This window comes from Mycobacterium sp. 360MFTsu5.1 (assembly GCF_000383495.1).
Lineage (GTDB): Bacteria > Actinomycetota > Actinomycetes > Mycobacteriales > Mycobacteriaceae > Mycobacterium > Mycobacterium mucogenicum_B.
Map to the genome: position 1 here is coordinate 105,385 of NZ_KB911466.1, position 19,990 is coordinate 125,374.

Annotated in this window: 18 protein-coding genes and 1 pseudogene; 16 read left to right on the forward strand and 3 right to left on the reverse strand. The window is 69.0% G+C overall.

Translation table 11 applies throughout. The features are described 5' to 3' along the window. The first annotated feature begins 6 nt into the window (after positions 1-6). Together H289_RS0112725 and H289_RS30435 are read left to right on the forward strand one after the other, a co-directional pair. The gene (locus H289_RS0112725; RefSeq protein WP_020101179.1) at positions 7-1,065 is read left to right on the forward strand and encodes a UDP-N-acetylmuramate dehydrogenase; all 1,059 of its coding nucleotides are present in this window, start codon (positions 7-9) and stop codon (positions 1,063-1,065) included. Positions 1,066-1,100: 35 nt separating this feature from the next. Then, a pseudogene (locus H289_RS30435) lies at positions 1,101-2,387 on the forward strand (L,D-transpeptidase); the annotation flags it as partial. A 91-nt stretch (positions 2,388-2,478) separates the two neighbouring features. On the opposite strand, the gene H289_RS0112735 reads toward H289_RS30435, so the two are convergent. Continuing rightward, positions 2,479-3,240, reverse strand: coding sequence for an SDR family oxidoreductase (locus H289_RS0112735; RefSeq protein ID WP_020101181.1), 762 nt, complete (start codon positions 3,238-3,240; stop codon positions 2,479-2,481). Between the two features lie 195 nt (positions 3,241-3,435). On the opposite strand from H289_RS0112735, the gene H289_RS0112740 reads away from it, so the two are divergent. Then, a complete protein-coding gene (locus H289_RS0112740) occupies positions 3,436-4,734 on the forward strand; it encodes an ROK family transcriptional regulator (RefSeq protein ID WP_020101182.1) in 1,299 nt (432 codons plus the stop codon). Here the strand turns inward: H289_RS0112740 and H289_RS0112745 are convergent. After that, the gene (locus H289_RS0112745; protein ID WP_020101183.1) at positions 4,731-5,954 is read right to left on the reverse strand and encodes a PucR family transcriptional regulator; all 1,224 of its coding nucleotides are present in this window, start codon (positions 5,952-5,954) and stop codon (positions 4,731-4,733) included. The two genes, H289_RS0112740 and H289_RS0112745, sit on opposite strands and share 4 nt — an antisense overlap. Positions 5,955-6,100: 146 nt before the next feature. On the opposite strand from H289_RS0112745, the gene H289_RS0112750 reads away from it, so the two are divergent. The 7 genes from H289_RS0112750 (at position 6,101) to regX (ending at position 14,513) form a co-directional block, all read left to right on the forward strand. Further along, positions 6,101-7,522: an aldehyde dehydrogenase family protein gene (locus H289_RS0112750; RefSeq protein WP_020101184.1), complete on the forward strand. Its 1,422-nt coding sequence runs from the start codon at positions 6,101-6,103 to the stop codon at positions 7,520-7,522. Between the two features lie 38 nt (positions 7,523-7,560). After that, positions 7,561-9,507 carry a GMC family oxidoreductase gene (locus tag H289_RS0112755; RefSeq protein WP_020101185.1) on the forward strand — a complete coding sequence of 649 codons (1,947 nt, stop codon included), beginning with the start codon at positions 7,561-7,563 and terminating at the stop codon, positions 9,505-9,507. Positions 9,508-9,676: 169 nt separating this feature from the next. Then, positions 9,677-10,963 (forward strand): D-inositol-3-phosphate glycosyltransferase, encoded by a 1,287-nt coding sequence (gene mshA, locus H289_RS0112760; protein WP_020101186.1) that lies wholly within the window; start codon positions 9,677-9,679, stop codon positions 10,961-10,963. Continuing rightward, positions 10,960-11,466, forward strand: a complete 507-nt coding sequence (locus tag H289_RS0112765; protein ID WP_020101187.1) for a type III secretion system chaperone family protein — start codon at positions 10,960-10,962, stop codon at positions 11,464-11,466. The genes mshA and H289_RS0112765 overlap by 4 nt, the downstream gene beginning before the upstream one ends. Positions 11,467-11,736: 270 nt before the next feature. Beyond that, a complete protein-coding gene (locus tag H289_RS0112770; RefSeq protein ID WP_020101188.1) occupies positions 11,737-12,489 on the forward strand; it encodes a phosphoglyceromutase in 753 nt (250 codons plus the stop codon). Positions 12,490-12,612: 123 nt separating this feature from the next. Further along, positions 12,613-13,830 (forward strand): sensor histidine kinase, encoded by a 1,218-nt coding sequence (locus tag H289_RS0112775; RefSeq protein ID WP_020101189.1) that lies wholly within the window; start codon positions 12,613-12,615, stop codon positions 13,828-13,830. Continuing rightward, positions 13,827-14,513: a two-component sensory transduction protein RegX gene (gene regX / locus H289_RS0112780; RefSeq protein ID WP_020101190.1), complete on the forward strand. Its 687-nt coding sequence runs from the start codon at positions 13,827-13,829 to the stop codon at positions 14,511-14,513. Before H289_RS0112775 ends, regX begins: the two co-directional genes overlap by 4 nt. Before the next feature lie 12 nt (positions 14,514-14,525). On the opposite strand, the gene H289_RS0112785 is transcribed toward regX, so the two are convergent. Continuing rightward, on the reverse strand, positions 14,526-15,362 hold the full coding sequence (locus H289_RS0112785) for a DUF3109 family protein (RefSeq protein ID WP_051128478.1): 837 nt from the start codon (positions 15,360-15,362) through the stop codon (positions 14,526-14,528). A gap of 34 nt (positions 15,363-15,396) precedes the next feature. Between H289_RS0112785 and H289_RS0112790 the strand changes: the two genes are divergently transcribed. From H289_RS0112790 to H289_RS32400, 6 genes are all read left to right on the forward strand, one after another. Further along, positions 15,397-16,383, forward strand: a complete 987-nt coding sequence (locus H289_RS0112790; RefSeq protein WP_029105158.1) for a Ppx/GppA family phosphatase — start codon at positions 15,397-15,399, stop codon at positions 16,381-16,383. Then, entirely contained in the window at positions 16,380-17,540 is a 1,161-nt protein-coding gene (locus H289_RS0112795; protein ID WP_020101193.1) for an Rv0497 family membrane protein, read from the forward strand. The genes H289_RS0112790 and H289_RS0112795 overlap by 4 nt, the downstream gene beginning before the upstream one ends. A gap of 11 nt (positions 17,541-17,551) precedes the next feature. After that, the gene (locus H289_RS0112800) at positions 17,552-18,397 is read left to right on the forward strand and encodes a sugar phosphate isomerase/epimerase family protein (protein ID WP_020101194.1); all 846 of its coding nucleotides are present in this window, start codon (positions 17,552-17,554) and stop codon (positions 18,395-18,397) included. 29 nt (positions 18,398-18,426) lie between these two features. Continuing rightward, on the forward strand, positions 18,427-19,290 hold the full coding sequence (proC, locus tag H289_RS0112805) for a pyrroline-5-carboxylate reductase (RefSeq protein WP_177127405.1): 864 nt from the start codon (positions 18,427-18,429) through the stop codon (positions 19,288-19,290). Between the two features lie 139 nt (positions 19,291-19,429). Beyond that, positions 19,430-19,654 (forward strand): cell division/environmental response transcriptional regulator, encoded by a 225-nt coding sequence (locus tag H289_RS0112810; protein ID WP_029105159.1) that lies wholly within the window; start codon positions 19,430-19,432, stop codon positions 19,652-19,654. Positions 19,655-19,881: 227 nt separating this feature from the next. Next, the gene (locus tag H289_RS32400) at positions 19,882-19,983 is read left to right on the forward strand and encodes a 30S ribosomal protein bS22 (protein ID WP_003402602.1); all 102 of its coding nucleotides are present in this window, start codon (positions 19,882-19,884) and stop codon (positions 19,981-19,983) included. Positions 19,984-19,990: the final 7 nt, after the last annotated feature.

A 19,990-nucleotide genomic window follows, 5' to 3' on the forward strand; every position in this document is an offset into this window, starting at 1 on the left:
GCGGCCGTGGTCAGTTCGGATATCGGGGGCGCGGCGGTCGACTATGACGTGCCGCTGGCACCCCTGACCTCGTTCCGCGTCGGACCGGTGGCAGCCCGTCTGATCACCTGCGATACGACCGCCAAGGTGGTCGGGGCGCTCACCGCGCTGCGGGGTCACCCGGGCCCGCTGCTGGTCCTGGCGGGCGGGTCGAATGTGCTGGTGGCCGACGATCTGCGCGACTTGACGGTCGTCCTGCTGGCGAACACCGAGATCACCATCGACGGCAACGTGGTGCGGGCCGAGGCCGGCGCGCTGTGGGACGACGTCGTCGTGGCCTCGCTGGCCCACGGGCTCGGCGGGCTGGAGTGTCTGTCCGGCATCCCGGGCTCGGCCGGTGCGACGCCGGTGCAGAACGTCGGCGCCTACGGGGCCGAGGTCGCCGACACCATCAGCCGGGTCCGGCTGTTCGACCGCGAAACGGGGACCGACAGTTGGGTCGGTCCCGAGACACTGGATTTCGGCTACCGGCACAGCGTGCTGAAGAACTCCGACCACGCCGTCGTGCTGGAGGTGGAGTTCACCCTGAACCCCGACGGCCTCAGCGCCCCGCTGCGGTACGGCGAACTGGCTGCCCGGCTGGGCGCCGAGGCCGGCACCAGGGTCGATGCGGTCAAGGTCCGCGAGGCGGTGCTGGCGCTGCGGCGCGGCAAGGGCATGGTCTCCGACGCGTCCGACCACGACACCTGGAGCGCCGGTTCGTTCTTCACCAACCCGGTCGTCCCGCACGACGTCTTCGAACGCATCCGGGACGCCACCGACGGTCCGGTGCCCAATTACCCGGCGCCGAACGGGGTCAAGCTGGCGGCCGGCTGGCTCGTGGAACAGGCCGGTTTCGGCAAGGGATACCCCGGTGACGGCGCTGCGGCCCGGCTCTCGACCAAGCATGCGCTGGCCCTGACCAACCGGGGCTTTGCTGGCAGCGCCGACGTATTAGCGCTGGCCAGGACCGTGCGGGACGGCGTCAAGGCCGCTTTCGGGATAGATCTCACACCGGAACCGTGCTTAATCGGCTGTTCGCTGTAGGTAAATTCGAACCTGTGAGTGTGAACCGGCGACAGATGCTGACCGCGATTGCCGTCGGCACTTCCGGCGTGCTCGCCGCGTGCTCCGACAAATCGAACGGATCTGGCTCTTCGGCCCCTGCCAAAGAGACCGCGGCGCCCGTCGTCACCTACCGGCCTGCCAATGGCGCCACCGATGTGGTGCCGACCAGCAGCATCGGGGTCGACGTCACAGACGGCTGGTTCCAGAAGCTGACACTCACCAACGGTGACGGCAAGGTCGTCGCCGCGGTGTTCAACAAGGACCGCACGTCGTTCAACGCCGCCGAGCCGCTCGGCTTCGGCGCGACGTACACGTTCTCCGGCTCCGTCGTCGGCCGGGACGGCAAGGCCGTGCCGGTGTCCGCGACGTTCACGACCGTGAACCCGACCAAGCAGGTCAACGGCCAGTTCCAGCTCGCCGACGGGCAGACCGTCGGCGTGGCGGCGCCGATCATCCTGCAGTTCGACTCCTCGATCAGCGACAAGGCCTCCGTCGAGCGCAACGTCAAGGTCGTCACCGACCCGCCGGTCGAGGGCAGTTGGGCCTGGCTACCCGACGAGCGGGAGGGCGCGCGCATGCACTGGCGCCCCCGCGAGTACTACCCGCCCGGCACCAAGGTCAGCGTCTCGGCGAAGTTGTACGGCGTCCCGTTCGGCGACGACGCCTACGGCGCGCAGGACAGCACGCTGGAGATCACCATCGGCCGGCGCCAGGTGGTCAAGGCCGACGCGACCAGCCACCGCATCCAGGTGATCACCGACGGCGGCGTGCTGTTCGACTTCCCCTGTAGCTACGGCGAGGCCGACAAGCCGCGCAACGTGACGCGCAGCGGCACCCACGTCGTCACCGAGAAGTACGCCGACTTCTGGATGTCCAACCCGGCCGCCGGATACTCGAACGTCCACGAACGCTGGGCCGTGCGCATCTCCAACAACGGCGAGTTCATCCACGCCAACCCGGCCAGCTCGGGCGCGCAGGGCAACACCAACGTCACCAACGGCTGTATCAACCTGTCGACCGACAACGCCCAGCAGTACTTCCAGACCGCCATCTACGGCGACCCGGTCGAGGTGACGGGCACATCGATCCAGCTGTCGTACGCCGACGGCGACATCTGGGACTGGGCGGTCGATTGGGCCACCTGGGTGTCGATGTCCGCGCTGCCGCCGGCCAATGCCGCGCCGCCGGAGACGTCCATCCCGCAGAGTGCGCCGGCCACCCCGACCGACGCACCGACGTACTCGGGTACGCCGACGACCACGACGACACCGCCGCCGACGGGTCCGGCCACCACGTCATCGACGACACCGTCGACGTCGTCGTCCACCTCGACGACGACCTCGACGTCAGTGTCGACGGCGACGTCGACTTCGACCGCGCCGGCCCCGACGACTACTGCGGCCGGCGGCTGAAGCGGCTGTAGGGCGCCTGGTCGCGCGGCCGCATGACGATCTGGTCCAGATCGACGTGCGGCGGCCGTGACGCCACGAAACCGATGACCTCGGCGACGTCTTCGGCGACCAGTGGCGTGATGCCCTGATACACCGCGTCGGCGCGCTCGGCATCGCCGTCGAACCGCACGAGCGAGAATTCCGTCTCCACAGCACCGGGCGCAATCTCGGTGAGCCGCACCGGTTTTCCCAGCAATTCACCGCGCAGCGTGCGGTGCAGCGCGCCCTGGCCGTGCTTGGCGGCGATGTACCCGGCGCCGTTGTCGTACGTCTCCAGCGCCGCGATCGAGGTGACGGTGACGACGAGTCCGTCACCCGAATCGATCAGCGCGGGCAGCAGCGCGCGCGTCACCCGCAGGGTGCCCAGGACGTTGGTCTTCCACATCCAGTCCCAGTGCTCCAGATCGGCCTCCGCGACCGGTGCCAGACCTTTGGCGCCACCGGCGTTGTTGATCAGGACATGAACCGGTCCCAGGCCTCTGACCTGGGCCGCAAGCGCGTCCACCGACTCCTGGTCGGTGACGTCCGTCACAACCGCGGTACCGCCGATCTCGGCCGCGAGTGCGGTGATCCGGTCGGCGCGGCGGGCCGCGCAGACGACATGAAAGCCAAGGGCAGCAAGGGTTTTCGCGGTGGCGGCGCCGATTCCGGAACTGGCGCCGGTGACCACCGCGACGCGTACGGAGCGTTCGTCAGCTGGCATATGACCGACCTTAGTGGGCGTGCTAAGTTCCTTCCGTGATCATCAGTCAGGCATCCGGCGTCGCTGTGCGGCGTTCGTGTTGTTGTTGTCGCGCTTCGCGCTGCGCCTGACTCACGACACGGATATCTTCGTCCTAGCTGTCGGCAGGTGTGGCCTCAGAACCCACCAGCCCGACTTCTTTCCTAGGACACCCAAATGCCTGCTTCCGTCTCCACCGTCGCCACCCGTTCTGGCGCCCGCGCTGCCGTTCAGTCCAATGCCCACGCCAAGCGCACCCTGCTGGCCCGGCACCACATCGTCGCCCCGTCGCTCCGCGTCGCCGACGCCGCCGCCGGCTCGGTCTTCAGCGCGGCCCGGCTCCGCGGCCCCATCGCCCGGGACGTGATCGCGCAGGCCACCGGCCTGAGCATCGCCACGGTGAACCGCCAGGTCACGGCCCTGCTGGACGCCGGGATGCTGCGTGAGCGGGCCGATCTGGCCGTCGCCGGCGCCATTGGCCGCCCGCGCATTCCGGTCGAGGTCAACCACGAACCGTTCCTCACCCTGGGCCTGCACGTCGGCGCCCGCACCACCGCGATCGTCGCGACCGACCTGTTCGGCCGCACCCTCGACGTGGTCGAGACGCCCACGCCGCGCGGCGACCAGAACGCCGCGCTGGCATCGCTGGCCGGCAGCGCGCAGCGCTACCTGAGCCGCTGGCACCGGCGCCGCCCGCTGTGGGTCGGCGTCGCCGCCGGTGGTGTCGTGGACAGCGCCACCGGTCACGTCGACCACCCGCGCCTCGGCTGGGTCGACGCGCCCGTCGGCCCGGTCCTGGCCCAGACCCTCGGTCTGCCGGTGTCGCTGGCGTCGCACGTCGATGCGATGGCCGGCGCCGAATTGCTGCTGGGCGCGCGCCGCGGCAAGATCGGCGCGGAGGCCTCGTCTGAATCCATGACCAGCCTGTATGTCTACGCCCGCGAGACCGTCGGCTACGCGCTGTCGATCGGCGGCAAGGTGCACTCGCCGGCCAGCGGCCCCGGCACCATCTCGGGACTGCCGGCGCAGTCGGAACTGCTCGGCGGCAGCGGCCGGCTCGAGTCCACCGTGAGCGACGAGGCCGTGCTTGCCGCCGCCCGCAAGCAGCGGATCGTGCCGGCGGACGGCCCGTCGTCGACCATCGCCGCGGTGCTGCGCGCCGCACGCTCCGGCAACGCCGCGGCCGTCGAACTGCTGGCCGAACGGGCCCGCGTGCTCGGTGGCGCGGTGGCGCTGCTGCGCGACCTGCTGAACCCCGATGATCTGGTCGTCGGCGGCCAGGCCTTCTCCGAGTACCCCGAGGGTCTGCCGATCGTCGAGCAGGCATTCGCGGAGCGAACGGTTTTGGGCGTCAGGGATATTCGCGTCACCACGTTCGGAAACCGGGTGCAGGAAGCCGGCGCCGGTGTGGTGTCCCTCGGCGGGCTGTACGCCGACCCGATCGGCGCCATGCGCCGCGCCCTGCGCGCCGCCTAAGCAGCACCGAAGGCGCTGACGATGTGCAGGGCCAGTTCGAGGTAGACGCGACGGTGGTCGACGGAATGCCCCAGCAGCCCCTCGGCCTGCCGGATGCGGTAGCGGACGGTGTTCGGGTGCAGGTTCAGGATTTCGCCGACGGCCCGGGCGTCACCCGCATGTGCCAGATACAGCCGGAGCGTGTCGCGCAGGCGTGCCGTCGAGTCGTCGGCCGCCGCGAGCGCGCCCAGTTCCCGCCGCACCAATGTGGTCATGCCGTCTTCGCCCGCGATACCTGCTGCCAGACAAGCTAATTCGACGTCGTCATAGCGAATCGCGCTGGCGCCGCGGCGGTGTGCCACCGACTGGGCGGCCAGGGCCTCGGCGTGGCTGCGGCGGAATCCGTCGACACCCGGATGGCACGTGCCGACCGCGACGTGGACGAACTCGGGCAGCGCGGCGATATCGTTGCCGGACAAGGGTTTCGACGGTCCCGTCGTGGCCGACCAGCACCACACGGTGCGGGCCCCGCTGGTTATCGTCAACGGCCGGTCGGCGCCGAGGGCGGCGCTGACGGTGACGGGTGTGGCGTCGAGCAGCCGTTGCACGTCGGCGTCGGCCACGTGTTCGTCGACCCACACCGCGAATGCGGTGTGGCGCTGGCGAAGTGGGTACGACAGCGCCGTGGTGGCGTCGTCGACGTCGACGGCCTGGCCCGCGAGGATGGTCCGGACGGTTTCGGCACGCCGGGCCCGCGCGCCGCGTTGCCACTGGTCGCGTTCCTCGGCGAACGTGACGATCAGCGCCTCGACCATGGTGTCCAGCCAGCTCGCCAGCCGTGGCCAGAGCTGCATCAGCACCGCGGCGCGCAGCTCCGGATCGCCGATGGCGGCGACCCGCGTCTCGGTGATGAACTGCCACGCCGACCGCTGGCCGATGCGGTAGACCGCCAGCAGCACCGGCAGTTCGTAGCCGCGGCGGGCGAGGGTCCGCGCCAGGTCGTAGATCTCGGGTGCCGGTCGCACGTCGACGATGTCGCGCGTCACGACGGCGAGGAAGCCCTTCCAGTTCGAGCGGGTGCTCGCATCGAGGTCGCGGCGCAGCGTCGGGTCCGTGAACATGGGCAACGCCGCGGTGATCTCGTCGTCGACCACCGTGACCAGGCGGTCGAGCGTCTCCCGGTTCTCCGACACCTCGGCGAACTGCGCCAGCCAGTCCGTCACGGCCGGATCGGTCCGCATCGATTCGCTCCTCGTTTGTCCGCGCGAACAATGTCGCGCGATTCGTTGTCCCGCCGGACCAAGAATATGGCGGTCATCACATCGCACCCTGGGAATGGCATAGGTCGCAGTGACAAATCTCTGACATCCCCGACAGGAGCTACCCGATGATCGAACACGACGCGCACTACATCGACGGCCGCTGGCAGCCGTCGATCGGCACGGAGCGATTCGAGGTCGTCAACGGTGCCACCGAGGACGTCATCGCGACCATCCCGCTGGGCGACGCCGCCGACGCCGACGCGGCGGTGGCCGCGGCGCGCGCCGCGTTTCCCGGGTGGGCGGCGACGTCGGTGGCCGAGCGTGTCGGGTACCTCAAGCTCGCGGCCGAGGAACTGCAGCGCCGGCAGACCGAGATCGCCACGCTGATCAGCCAAGAGGTCGGCATGCCGTTCGCGTACAGCAACGTGATCCAGGCGGGGCTGCCGGTGCAGTCGTTCGTGTCGATCGCCGATGTGGCACTGGGCTTTCCGTTCGAGGAGCAGGTCTACAACTCGCTGGTGGTCCGCGAGCCGATCGGCGTCGTCGTCGCGATCACGCCGTGGAACTACCCGCTGCACCAGATCGCCGCCAAGGTGGCGCCGGCGCTGGCCGCGGGTTGCACCGTCGTGCTCAAGCCCAGTGAGGTGGCGCCCCTCAACGCCTACGTCCTGGCCGAGGTTTTCGACGCGATCGGCCTGCCGCCCGGCGTCTTCAACCTGGTCACCGGGACCGGTCCGGGTGTGGGGGAGACGCTCGTCGCGCACGAGCAGGTGGACATGGTGTCGCTGACGGGGTCGACGGCCGCCGGCCGCCGCATCGGCGCGGTGGCGGCGCAGACCATCAAACGCGTCGGCCTGGAACTCGGCGGCAAGTCGGCGCTGGTGGTGCTCGACGACGCGGACCTGGTCGAGGCCGTGCGGGAGGGTTTGACCCGGTGCTTCCTGAATTCTGGTCAGACGTGCATCGCGCTGACCCGCATGATCGTCCCGCGCGCGAAAGTCGCTGAGGTGGAAGCGATTGCGCGCGCCGGCGCCGAGGCGCTGCGCGTCGGCGATCCCTTCGACCCGGCCACCGAACTGGGCCCGCTGGTGTCGGCGGTGCAGCGCGACCGCGTTGTCGGCTACATCGAGAAGGGCATCGCGGAAGGTGCGCGGCTGGTGGCCGGCGGCCCGACCCCGCCCGACGGCCTGGATCGCGGTTTCTACGTCCGGCCGACGGTGTTCTCGGGCTGCACGCCCGACATGGCCATCGTGCGCGAGGAGATCTTCGGGCCGGTGCTCGTCATCCAGGCCTACGACGACGAGGACGAAGCCATCCGTCTGGCCAACGACAGCATCTACGGGCTCAACGCCGGCGTGTACTCGGCGGACCGGGAGCGCGCGATCGCCGTGGCCCGGCAGCTGCGGTCCGGCCAGGTGCAGATCAACGACGGCGCCTTCAATATCCACGCCCCGTTCGGCGGCTACGGCCAGTCCGGCACCGGGCGCGAGTTCGGCAGGTGGGGCCTGGAGGAATTCCTCGAGACCAAGTCCCTGCAGCTGCCCTGAAACTTCCCTTTTTCCAACGACTTCCGAAAGCACTTTTCATGGCCAACGCATTCACCACCAAGCAGCGCGCGACCCTCACGAGCATCGTCGACACCTACGTCGCCGCGGTGCCCCGCGACGACGACCCCACCGGATTCTTTGCCGCCAAAGGCAGCGACCTGGGCACCGACGCGGTGCTCGAGCAGTACCTGACCACCAAGCTGCCCGCCGAACAGTTCGCCGGCCTGCAGCAGCTGCTGGACACTGCCGAGCTCGTCGGCCTCAACAACCAGCCGCTCAACGTGCGCGAGGTGATCGTCGGCAACCTGTCGCGCATCTCGCCCGAGACCACCGCGGCCATGACAGCGCTGTACACGCTGTCGGTCCTGTTCTCCTACAGCCTGCCCGGCGGCGAGAACGGCAACCCGCTGTGGGCGGGCATGGGCTACCCGGGCCCCGCACAGCTGCCGCCGCAGACCCCGAAGACGCTGTCGGTCATCACCCCCGCCGCGGATACGACGCTCGACGCGGACGTCGTCATCGTCGGATCCGGGTCGGGCGGCGGCGTTGCCGCTGCGGTACTGGCCGAAGCGGGCAAGCGCGTCATCGTGCTGGAGGCCGGCGGCTACCGCAACGAATCGGACTTCGTGCAGCTCGAGCCCGTCGCCTATCACAACCTGTTCCTGCGCGGCGGCTTCTTCCCGAGCGCCGACGGCATGGTCTCGATCGCCGCCGGGTCGACGGTCGGCGGCGGCAGCACCGTCAACTGGTCCAACTCACTGCTGACCCCGGCGACCGTGCGCAAGACCTGGGCCGAGGAGTTCGGCCTCACGGACGTCACCGGCCCGTCGTTCGACGGGCACCTGGCCGCGGTCTTCGAGCGCATCGGCTGCTGCGACAAGGTCGCCGTCCAGAATGAACCCCACCAACGCTTGTCGGAAGGTGCTGCGGCACTGGACTATTCGTACGGCATCGCGCAGCTCAACATCGACCCGGAACGCTTCGACCCCGCGCTCGTCGGCTACAGCGGCATGGGCGATCAGACCGGCGCCAAGCAGGGCACCATGAAGACGTTCCTGCAGGACGCCTCCGACGCCGGCGCGCAGCTGCTGCCCAACACGCGGGCCCACCGGATCGTCACGCGCGACGGGGTGGCCGCGGGCGTCGAGGCGACGTACACCGACCCGGTGACCGGCACCGCGCATCGCGTGGCGATCAACTCCCCGCAGGTCGTCGCGGCCGCGGGCAGCCTGGAAACCCCGGCGCTGCTGCTGCGGTCGGGCATCGGCGGCCCCGCCGTCGGCACCGGCCTGCGGCTGCACCCGGCGACCCTCGTCAGCGGCATCTACGACGACCGCCAGGAGCCCTGGTCCGGCCCCGCCATGGCCGGCGTGATGAACGAGTTCGCCGAGGCCCACGACGGGCACGGCTACCTCATCGAATGCGTGCAGCACCTGCCGGGCCTGTTCACCGCCACCGTGCCGTGGCTGTCCGGGGCTCAGCACAAGGAACTCGCCCGGCAGTACCAGAACCGCGCCGACTGGGTCGTGCTGGTCAAGGACCGCGGCGACGGCAGCGTCACCATCGACGCCGACGGTGAGGCGGTGCACTGGTACCCGTTCACCGACGAACTCGACCGCCGCCACTTCCGGGAGGGCATCGAGACGTCCATCCGCATGCACGCCGCCGCGGGCGCGCAGCAGATTTACGCGGCGGGCCAGCCGTTCGCACCCTGGCAGCGCGGCGAGGACCTGGAGGCGTTCATCGAGAAGGTCAACCAGCTGCCGATCGGGCCCGGTGGCACCCCGGTGTTCAGCGCGCACCAGATGAGCAGCGCGCGGATGGGTGCCGACCCGCAGACGTCGGTCGCCAAGCCGTCGGGGGAGCTGCACGACACCCCGGGTGTCTGGATCGCCGACGCCAGCGCCATGCCGACCTGTTGCGGCGTGAACCCCATGATCACCGTCATGGCCGTCGCCCGCCGGACCGCCACCAACATGCTCTGACCCATCTCCCGCGCCCAGCACGGGCGCACCACCTCCCGCGAGCGGGCGTGTCTGCACGCCGACACACCGTGTCAGGCGTGCATTCCGCGCCCGCTCGCGGGCGTCGAGCGTCCCCAAAATGCCCAGCTCGGACCACCGGACGGAGGACGTCCGAAGCGACGGTGTAAGGATGGAGGGCGTGCGTGTCGCCGTCCTGTCGGTCCATACCTCGCCGCTGGCCCAACCGGGCACCGGCGATGCCGGCGGTATGAACGTGTACGTCCTGCAGAGTGCCCTCGAATTGGCGCGCCGCGGTGTCGAGGTGGAGATCTTCACCCGGGCCACGTCGTCGACCGACGCGCCGGTCGTCCGGGTGGCCCCCGGCGTCCTGGTGCGCAACATCGTCGCCGGCCCGTTCGAGGGCCTGGACAAGTACGACCTGCCGACGCAGCTGTGCGCCTTCACCGCGGGTGTCCTGCGCGTCGAGGCCAATCACGAGCCCGGCTACTACGACATCGTGCACTCGCACTACTGGCTGTCCGGCCAGGTGGGTTGGCTGGCCTCGGACCGGTGGGCGGTGCCGCTGGTGCACACCGCGCACACCTGGGCCGCGGTGAAGAACCTGTCGCTGGCCGAAGGCGATACGCCGGAGCCGGCGCTGCGCGCGGTCGGCGAGCAGCAGGTGGTCGACGCCGCCGACCGGTTCATCGTCAACACCGAAGACGAAGCGCAGCAACTGGTTTCGCTGCACCACGCGGACCCGGCCCGCATCGACGTGGCCTATCCGGGTGTCGACCTGACGACGTTCACGCCCGGAGACAAGGCCGAAGCCCGTGCGGCACTGGGGCTTTCGCCCGACGAACAGGTGGTCGCCTTCGTCGGCCGCATCCAGCCACTGAAGGCACCTGACGTGCTGTTGCGCGCGGCGGCCAAGCTGCCCGACGTGCGCGTCGTGGTCGCCGGCGGTCCGTCGGGCAGTGGCCTGGCCGTACCCGACGGCCTGGTTTCCCTCGCCGACGAGCTGGGTATCACCGACCGTGTGACATTCCTGCCGCCGCAGTCCCGTGACCAGCTGGTGAACGTGTTCCGTGCCGCGGATCTCGTTGCGGTACCGAGCTATTCGGAGTCGTTCGGCCTCGTCGCCGTCGAGGCGCAGGCCTGCGGAACGCCGGTGGTGGCCGCCGCGGTCGGCGGGCTGCCCGTCGCGGTGCGCGACGGCGTCAGCGGCGTCCTCGTGCAAGGCCACGATCCGGTCGATTGGGCCAACGCCATCGGGCGCACGCTGGAAATGGGTCCGGAATCCCTGCGCGAGGGTGCTCTGCAGCACGCTGCAACGTTCTCGTGGGCGCACACCGTGGACGCGCTGCTGGCCGGCTACACGCGCGCGATCGCCGACTACCGCGGCCGTCGTCCCCGCCGTGATGCCGCGGCCCGCCGCAGCCGCCGGTTCCTGATCCGCCGGGGCGTGCGCGCATGACGACCTCCGCCACGGTCACCCAGTTGATCGAAGAGACCCTGCGCGCACACGAACTCGACTTCTCCCACCACGACGGGGGAGTGCACGGCCGGCCCGGCATCGTCGTCGCGCTGCCCGGCGAGCGCCGGCTGACCACCAACACTCTGCTCAGCGTCGGTGAGCACGGCGTGCGCCTGGAGGCGTTCGTCTGCCGCAAGCCCGACGAGAACTTCGAGGGCGTCTACAAGTACCTGCTGCGCCGCAACCGGCGGTTGTACGGCATGGCCTACACGCTGGACAACATCGGCGACATCTACCTGGTGGGCCGGATGGCGTTGCACGCGGTGACCCCCGACGAGATCGACCGGCTGATGGGCCAGGTCATCGAGGCCGTCGACTTCGACTTCAACACGTTGCTCGAGTTGGGGTTCCGCTCGTCGATCGAGAAAGAGTGGAAGTGGCGGCTGGCCCGCGGGGAGTCGCTGAAGAACCTCAAGGCATTCGAGCACCTGCGGCCGGAGTAGGGCCGCGCGGGTCCGGCGCGTCGGGGTTGGGCGTGTCGCGCTTCTGGGGACATGTTCGATCTGAACCCGTCAACTTTCCTTGACGGTCAAGGAAAGTTGACGGGTTCCAGCGAAACATCAGCGGAGACAGAGCCCGCGGCCGCGCGTCGTACTCGTTGAGGCTGCGTCGAGGGCTCGGCTCCCTCGGCTTTTCCGCCGCCGCCGCAGTGTCAGCGCGCCTCAGCATTGGCTCCCGGGTGCGGCGAGAGCCAAAGACCCGCACGTGAGAAGATGCAGGCCATGCCGACCTTGATCCTGCTGCGTCACGGCGAGAGCCAGTGGAACGAGAAGAACCTGTTCACCGGTTGGGTCGACGTCGACCTCACCGACAAGGGCCGGGCCGAGGCCGTCCGAGGCGGAAAGCTGCTGGTCGAGCAGGGCGTGCTGCCGGACGTGCTGTACACGTCGCTGCTGCGCCGGGCGATCACCACCGCGAACCTGGCGCTGGACGCCGCCGACCGGCACTGGATTCCCGTACATCGCGACTGGCGCCTCAACGAGCGGCACTACGGCGCGCTGCAGGGCCTCGACAAGGCCGAGACGCTGGCCAAGTACGGCCAGGACCAGTTCATGTCGTGGCGCCGCAGCTACGACACCCCGCCGCCCCCGATCGAGAAGGGCAGCACCTACAGCCAGGACGGCGACCCGCGGTACGCCGGCATCGACGCACCGCTGACCGAATGCCTCGCCGACGTCGTCAAGCGGTTCGTGCCGTACTTCGAGGAGACCATCGCGCCCGACCTCAAGGCCGGTAAGACCGTCCTGATCGCCGCGCACGGCAACTCGCTGCGGGCGCTGGTGAAGTACCTCGACGGCATGTCGGACGACGAGATCACCGGTCTGAACATCCCCACGGGCATCCCGCTGAAGTACGAACTGGACGAAAATCTGAAGCCGACGGTGCCCGGCGGCGAATACCTCGACCCCGAGGCGGCCGCGGCGGGGGCTGCCGCCGTCGCCGCGCAGGGCGCCAAACAGCACTGACGCCGCGAACAGCCGGTGAACTGCGGTTAACGCCAGTGAAACACCTGGATTTGTACGTGTGACTTGTACCGATCTGGCCGCTCGCTGCTGGGATGACGTTCACCTGATGCGTACGATTTGCCCGTGAGCTTGTCGTACGTGCTGCCTCTGGTGGCCGCCACGGCGCTGCTCGCGTTGGCTCTGGGCATCGCGATCGGCATGCGGTGGGTGCCGCGGCTGAACGAGCGCCGCGAGCGCCGCACTGCCGAGCAGTCCGGGCTTACGGTGTCGGAGATGTTCGCGCACATCGTGTCCATGTCCCCGCTGGGGATGGCGGTCGTCGACACCTACCGCGACGTCGTCTACACCAACGGCCTGGCCAAGGACCTCGGCCTGGTGCGGGACCGGCTGCTCGACGACCGGGCTTGGGAGGCCGCGCAGCAGACCCTGGCCACCGGCGAGGACGTCGAGTTCGATCTCTCGCCGGCCAAACGGGCCACACCGGGCCGCTCGCGGCTGGCGGTGCGGGGCCTGGCGCGTCAGCTGACGGAAGAGGACGGCCGGTTCGCGGTGGTCTACGTCAACGACCAGTCCGAACAGGCCCGCATGGAGGCCAGCCGCCGCGACTTCGTCGCCAACGTCAGCCACGAACTCAAGACGCCCGTCGGCGCCATGGGTCTGCTGGCCGAGGCGCTGCTGGCGTCCTCGGAGGACCAGGACATGGTCAACCGGTTCGCCGAGAAGATCGTCACCGAGTCGAACCGGCTGGCCAACATGGTCGGTGAACTGATCGAGCTGTCCCGGCTGCAGGGCGCAGAGCCGCTGCCGCACCTGGACGCCGTGGACGTGGATTCTGTTGTCGCCGAGGTCGTTTCGCGCCACAAGGTGGCCGCCGACAACGCCGATATCGCGATCACCACGGACGCGCCGCGTGGTTATCAGGTGCTGGGCAGTGAGACCCTGCTGGCGACGGCGCTCGCGAACCTGGTGTCCAACGCAATCTCCTACTCGCCCAAGGGTTCCCAGGTGTCGATCAGTCGGCGCCGGTACGGCGACAATGTCGAGATCGCGGTGACCGACCGCGGCATCGGTATCGAAAAAGCCGATCAGGAACGGGTTTTCGAACGATTCTTCCGCGTCGACAAGGCGCGGTCCCGGGCCACCGGCGGCACCGGGCTTGGGTTGGCCATCGTCAAACACGTTGCGGCCAACCACAACGGAACCATCCGGCTGTGGAGTCAGCCGGGAACCGGATCGACGTTCACCTTGTCGATTCCGGCCTATCTCGACTCGGACGACGTGGATGTCGACGAGGGAGACGACCACTCATTGCCATCACAAGGAGGGCGACCAAACCAATGACCAGTGTGCTGATCGTGGAGGACGAGGAGTCCCTGGCCGATCCCTTGGCGTTCCTGTTGCGCAAAGAGGGTTTCGAGGCCACCGTCGTGACCGATGGTCCGTCGGCGTTGGCCGAATTCGACCGGGCCGGGGCCGACATCGTGCTCCTGGACCTGATGCTGCCCGGTATGAGCGGCACCGACGTCTGTAAGCAGCTGCGTTCGCGGTCCGGCGTACCGGTCATCATGGTGACCGCGCGCGACAGCGAGATCGACAAGGTCGTCGGCCTGGAACTCGGCGCCGACGATTACGTCACCAAGCCGTACTCGGCCCGCGAGCTCATCGCCCGCATCCGCGCCGTGCTGCGCCGTGGTGGCGAGTCCGACGACAACGTCGGCGCCGACGGCGTGCTGGAGGCCGGGCCGGTCCGCATGGACGTCGAGCGGCACATCGTGTCGGTCAACGGCGACGCCATCACGCTGCCGCTCAAGGAGTTCGACCTGCTCGAGTACCTGATGCGCAACAGCGGGCGGGTGCTGACGCGTGGCCAGTTGATCGACCGGGTCTGGGGTGCCGACTACGTCGGTGACACCAAGACCCTCGACGTCCACGTCAAACGGCTGCGGTCCAAGATCGAGGCCGACCCGGCCAACCCGGTGCACCTCGTCACCGTTCGCGGGCTGGGTTACAAGCTCGAGGGCTAGTTCCCCTCGCGGCTATTTCTTGGCGGCCTTCGGCGCTTTCGGGGCCTCTGCCGCCGCGGTGGCCGGGTGGACGGCGATGAGCCCCAGCCCGGTCCGCCGCTTGCACAGGGCCGCCAGCTCGGCGTAGACCTTCGCGCCGAGCAGTTCGGTCAGCTCGGGCCCGTAGGACTCCCACACGGCCCGGGCGCCGACGTGCGCTGCCGGGTCGCCCGTGCAGTACCAGACCAGGTCGTGGCCGCCCTCGCCCCAGCCGCGCCGGTCGTATTCGGTGACGACGGTCCGCAGAATCTCGGTGCCGTCCGGCCGCGTCACCCAGTCCTGCGTGCGACGGATCGGCAGCTGCCAGCAGACCTCGGGCTTCATGGTCAGCGGCTCGACCCCGAGTTTGAGGGCCTTGCTGTGCAGTGCGCAGCCGATCCCGCCGGCGAAACCCGGCCGGTTCAGGAAGATGCACGAGCCCTTGTACTTGCGAGTCCGCAGGTTGGGCTTGTCGTCGTATTCGTCCATCTCGAGGTAGCCCTTGCGGCCCAGGCCCTTCTCCCGGAACTGCCAGTCCTCGTCGGTCAGCAGCTTGACCGACTCCTCGAGCTGCGCGACGTCGTCGTCATCGGCCATGAAGGCGCCGTGGCTGCAGCAGCCGTCGTCGGGCCGTCCTTCGACGGTGCCCTGGCACGCCGGCGTCCCGAAGACACATGTCCACTTCGACAGCAGCCACGTCAGATCCGCGGCGATCAGGTGCTCCGGATTGTCAGGGTCGAAGAACTCCACCCACTCGCGGGCAAAGTCCAGTCCCACCTCGTGGGAACCGGGCTTCGAAGGCTCGCCGGCACTGTTCTGCGATGCGGTCACAGCACGCAACCGTAGACCCGTTACCGTGGTTTCCGTGCGATTGGGCGTCCTCGACGTGGGCAGTAACACCGTTCATCTGTTGGTAGTCGACGCGCGCCGTGGCGGGCACCCGACACCGATGAGTTCCACCAAGGCCTCACTGCGCCTTGCCGAGGCGATCGACGACACCGGCAAATTGACCCGCAAGGGCGCCGACAGCCTGGTCGCGACCGTCGACGAGTTCGCCAAGATCGCCACCAGCTCGGGGTGCGCGGAGTTTATGGCGTTCGCCACATCTGCGGTCCGGGATGCCACCAACTCCGAGGCGGTGCTGGCGCGGGTGCGGGCCGAGACCGGCGTCCAGCTGCAGGTCCTGTCCGGGGTCGACGAATCGCGGCTCACCTTTCTGGCCGTGCGCCGCTGGTACGGCTGGAGCGCGGGCCGCATCATCAACCTCGACATCGGCGGCGGATCGCTCGAGCTCTCGGGCGGTATCGACGAAGAACCCGACGTCGCGCTGTCGATGCCGCTGGGTGCGGGCCGTTTGACGCGCGAATGGCTGCAGGAGGATCCGCCCGGGCGGCGGCGCGTGGCGGTGCTGCGCGACTGGCTCGACAACGAGATTTCCGCCTCGGCGGCCAAGGTGCTGGCGGCCGGTACGCCGGAGCTCGCGGTCGCGACGTCGAAGACCTTCCGGTCGCTGGCCCGGCTCACCGGTGCGGCGCCGTCGGGCGCGGGACCGCGCGTGAAGCGCACGTTGACCGCCGCCGGCCTCAGACAGCTCATATCTTTCATCTCTAGGATGACCACGGCCGACAGAGCCGAACTGGAGGGGGTGAGTGCCGACCGCGCGCCACAGATCGTGGCCGGTGCGTTGGTGGCCGAGGCGACCATGCGAGCGCTGTCGCTCGACTCCGTGGACATCTGCCCGTGGGCGTTGCGGGAGGGTGTGATCCTGCGGAAACTCGACAGTGAAGCCGATGGAACCGACTTGGTGGAAACGTTCGCGGGATTGGCTCCCGCCAAAGGCGAGACACGATGACAGATTCAGACGACTTCTCGGCGACGCGACCGATCTCGGTCGCCGAGCTGCTGGCCAAGAACGGCACCATCGGTGCGCCGCCGGTCGGCGGCCGCCGGCGCCGCCGGCGGGGGAACAGCGACGCGGTGACCGTCGCCGAACTGACGGGCGAAATCCCGATCATCCGGCCGGAGACGCTGCACGCAGAGCCGGCGCAGGCCCCTGAGGCCCCGGCTCCGGAGGAAGCCGCTCCCGAGCCCGTCGCCGAACCCGAGCCCGTCGCCGAGCCGGAAGCGGAAGCCGCCGTCGAAGAGCCGCCTACCGCCGTCGAGGACGAGACGCCGTCCGCGGCCGACGAGATGGAGCCCGACGACACCGGGGTCCAGTACGTCGTCGACGAGGAGATGCTGCACACCGACATCGTCGAACCCGTGCCCGCGGACACCGCGGTGGTCGACGACTACGAGGACCACCTGCGCCGTCGTGACGCCGAGGCCGATCCGGTGGAGTTCGTGGCGCCGTCGCGCAAGCCCGCCTTCCGCTGGTCGTTCAAGCCGGTCCGCGGCGCCGAGGAGATGAGCCCCGACCCGGTCGACGAGGACCTGCCGGCCGACGCGGACATCGACGACGACCTGCTGTCGCTCACGGACGCGGAGCCCGTCGCCAAGCTCGACACCGGGGCCGTTCCCGTCGTCGAGGACGACGAGGACGTCCACGACACGGAGGCGCCGCAAGCCGCTCCCGAGGCGCCGCGGGAGCCGTCGCGTAATGGCCGCGCCGAGCGCTACGACGCCCTGTTCGGCGGCTTCGCGGCGGACGAGGACACCCGGCGCGAAGAGCTCGTCGCGGACCACGACGTGCCCGCTGCGGACGTCGACCACGACGAAGCCGACCACGAGGACGACGAGAAGTCCGGTTCCGGCCTGAAACGCGGCGCGTGGGTCGTCGGGCAGAGCCTGCTGGCGGTCGTCTTCGGCGCCGGCATGTTCTTCGCGTTCGACCAGCTGTGGCGCTGGAACCAGATCGTGGCGCTGATGCTCTCGATGCTGGTGATCCTCGGCCTGGTCGCCGGGATTCGCGTGATCCGGAAGGATCACGACCTGGCCAGTACGCTGATCGCGATTCTGGTCGGCGGTCTTGTCACGTTCGGACCCTTGGCACTGCTCTACTCAGCCTGAACCGGAGGCCTGTGCGTCCCGCCATCAAGGTAGGTCTGTCCACCGCGTCGGTCTATCCCTTGCGGACCGAGGCTGCCTTCGAGTACGCCGCCCGCCTCGGCTACGACGGTGTCGAGCTGATGGTGTGGGCCGAGCCCGTCAGCCAGGACATCGACGCCATCGAGCGGATGTCACAGCGCTGGGGGGTTCCGGTGCTCAGCGTCCACGCGCCGTGCCTGCTGATCTCGCAGCGCGTGTGGGGCTCCAACCCGATCCCGAAGCTCGAACGCAGCGTGCGGGCCGCCGAGCAGCTGGGTGCGCAGACGGTCGTCGTGCATCCGCCGTTCCGGTGGCAGCGCCGTTATGCCGAAGGTTTCTCCGACCAGGTCGCCGAGCTCGAGGCGTCGAGCGACGTCCTGGTCGCGGTCGAGAACATGTTCCCGTTCCGCACCGACCGGTTCTTCGGCACCGGCCAGCCGTCCATCGAGCGGATGCGTAAACGCGGCGGGACCCCGGGACCGGGGATCTCGGCGTTCGCGCCGTCCTACGACCCGCTGGACGGCAATCACGCCCACTACACCCTGGACCTGTCGCATTCGGCGACGGCGGGCACCGATGCCGTCGACATGGCGCGGCGCATGGGCAAGGGGCTGGTGCACCTGCATCTGTGCGACGGCAACGGCGCGTCCACCGACGAGCATCTGGTTCCCGGGCGCGGCAGCCAGCCGACGGTGCAGATCTGCCAGATGCTGGCCGCCAGTGAGTTCTCCGGACACGTCATCCTGGAGGTCACCACGTCGGCGGCACGCAACAACGCCGAGCGCGAGGCGCTGCTCGTCGAGTCGCTCGAATTCGCGCGGCGGCACCTGCTGCGCTGACCCCGCGCCGTCCTGGCATGCTGTCTCCCGTGGCGAGAATTGCGATCATCGGTGGCGGAAATATCGGCGAGGCCCTGCTGGCGGGGCTGTTGCAGTCAGGGCGGCAGGTCAAGGATCTCGTAGTCGCCGAGGCCAATTCGGCTCGTGCCGCGCAGCTCGCCGAGAAGTACTCCGTCCGGGTCACCGATGTCGCGGACGCCGCCGAGAACGCGGCCTACGTGATCGTGGCCGTCAAGCCCGACGCCGTCGAGGGCGTCGTCGAGACGCTGGCCGACGCGGCCGCGGACGCCGACAGCAGCAGCGTCGAGCAGGTCGTCGTGTCGGTGGCCGCGGGCGTCCCCACGGCCTTCTACGAAGCCAAGCTGCCGGCCGGTTCGCCGGTGGTCCGGGTCATGCCGAACACGCCGATGCTGGTCGGTGCGGGCATCACCGCGCTGTCGCGGGGCCGGTACGCGAACGACGCGCAGCTGGCCGAGGTGTCGGAGATCTTCTCCGCCGTCGGCGCGGTGCTGACGGTGCCCGAGAAGCAGATGGACGCGGTCACCGCGGTGTCCGGTTCGGGCCCTGCGTACTTCTTCCTGATGGTCGAGGCGGTCGTCGATGCGGGTGTCGCAGCGGGCCTCCCACGGCCCGTAGCAACCGAGCTGGCGGCCCAGACGATGGCCGGTGCGGCCGCCATGTTGCTCGATCGGATGACGGAATCCGGCCCTGGTTCCGCGGTCGGTCCGCTGGACACCAGCGCCGCACAATTGCGGGCTTCGGTGACCTCTCCGGGGGGCACTACCGCCGCTGGTCTGCGGGAACTCGAACGCGGTGGCCTGCGGTCTGCCGTCGCGAGTGCGGTCGAAGCCGCAAAAACACGGTCTGAGCAGCTAAGAATTACATCTGAGTAGTTCTAAGATTTCAGATTGATTACCCCACACCCGTCGCAATAACCACATTGGCCACGCTATTCTCCTTCTCGTAAGCACGCGTTGGTGCCAGCGGAGGGGAAGCCGCTGGAGCTGGCCGTGCCTGATTGATTGGGTTGCGATGACGTCTATGAACGGGCCATCGGCGCGTGACGGTGGCGATCAGCCACGAACGCAGTTCCTGACTGTTGCCGAGGTTGCGAGCCTTATGCGGGTCAGCAAGATGACGGTATACCGGCTGGTGCACAACGGAGAGCTGCCCGCGGTGCGTGTCGGCCGCTCATTTCGGGTGCACGCCAAGGCCGTGCACGACCTCCTCGAGTCGTCGTACCACGACGCGGGCTAGTCTCCGCGCGCCCGGCTGAGTGCTGCGTACCTCGGGTGCGCAGCACCGTATCCGCGACTTCGGCGTGATTTGCATCGATCAGCGCTGCAGGGCACGCCGAAATCGCTGATAGGCGGGCGTATCCAGCAGGCGTTTTCGTGGCGGGAAACCCGGCCGGGTAAAGTGGCGGGGTTGGTTTCACACCGATCTTCACGGATCGACGTCTAGTAGCGGAGACTTCAAAGTCTATGGGTTCAGTCATCAAGAAGCGGCGTAAGCGCATGTCGAAGAAGAAGCACCGCAAGCTGCTTCGTCGCACCCGGGTTCAGCGCAGAAAACTCGGTAAGTAGTTCTCAG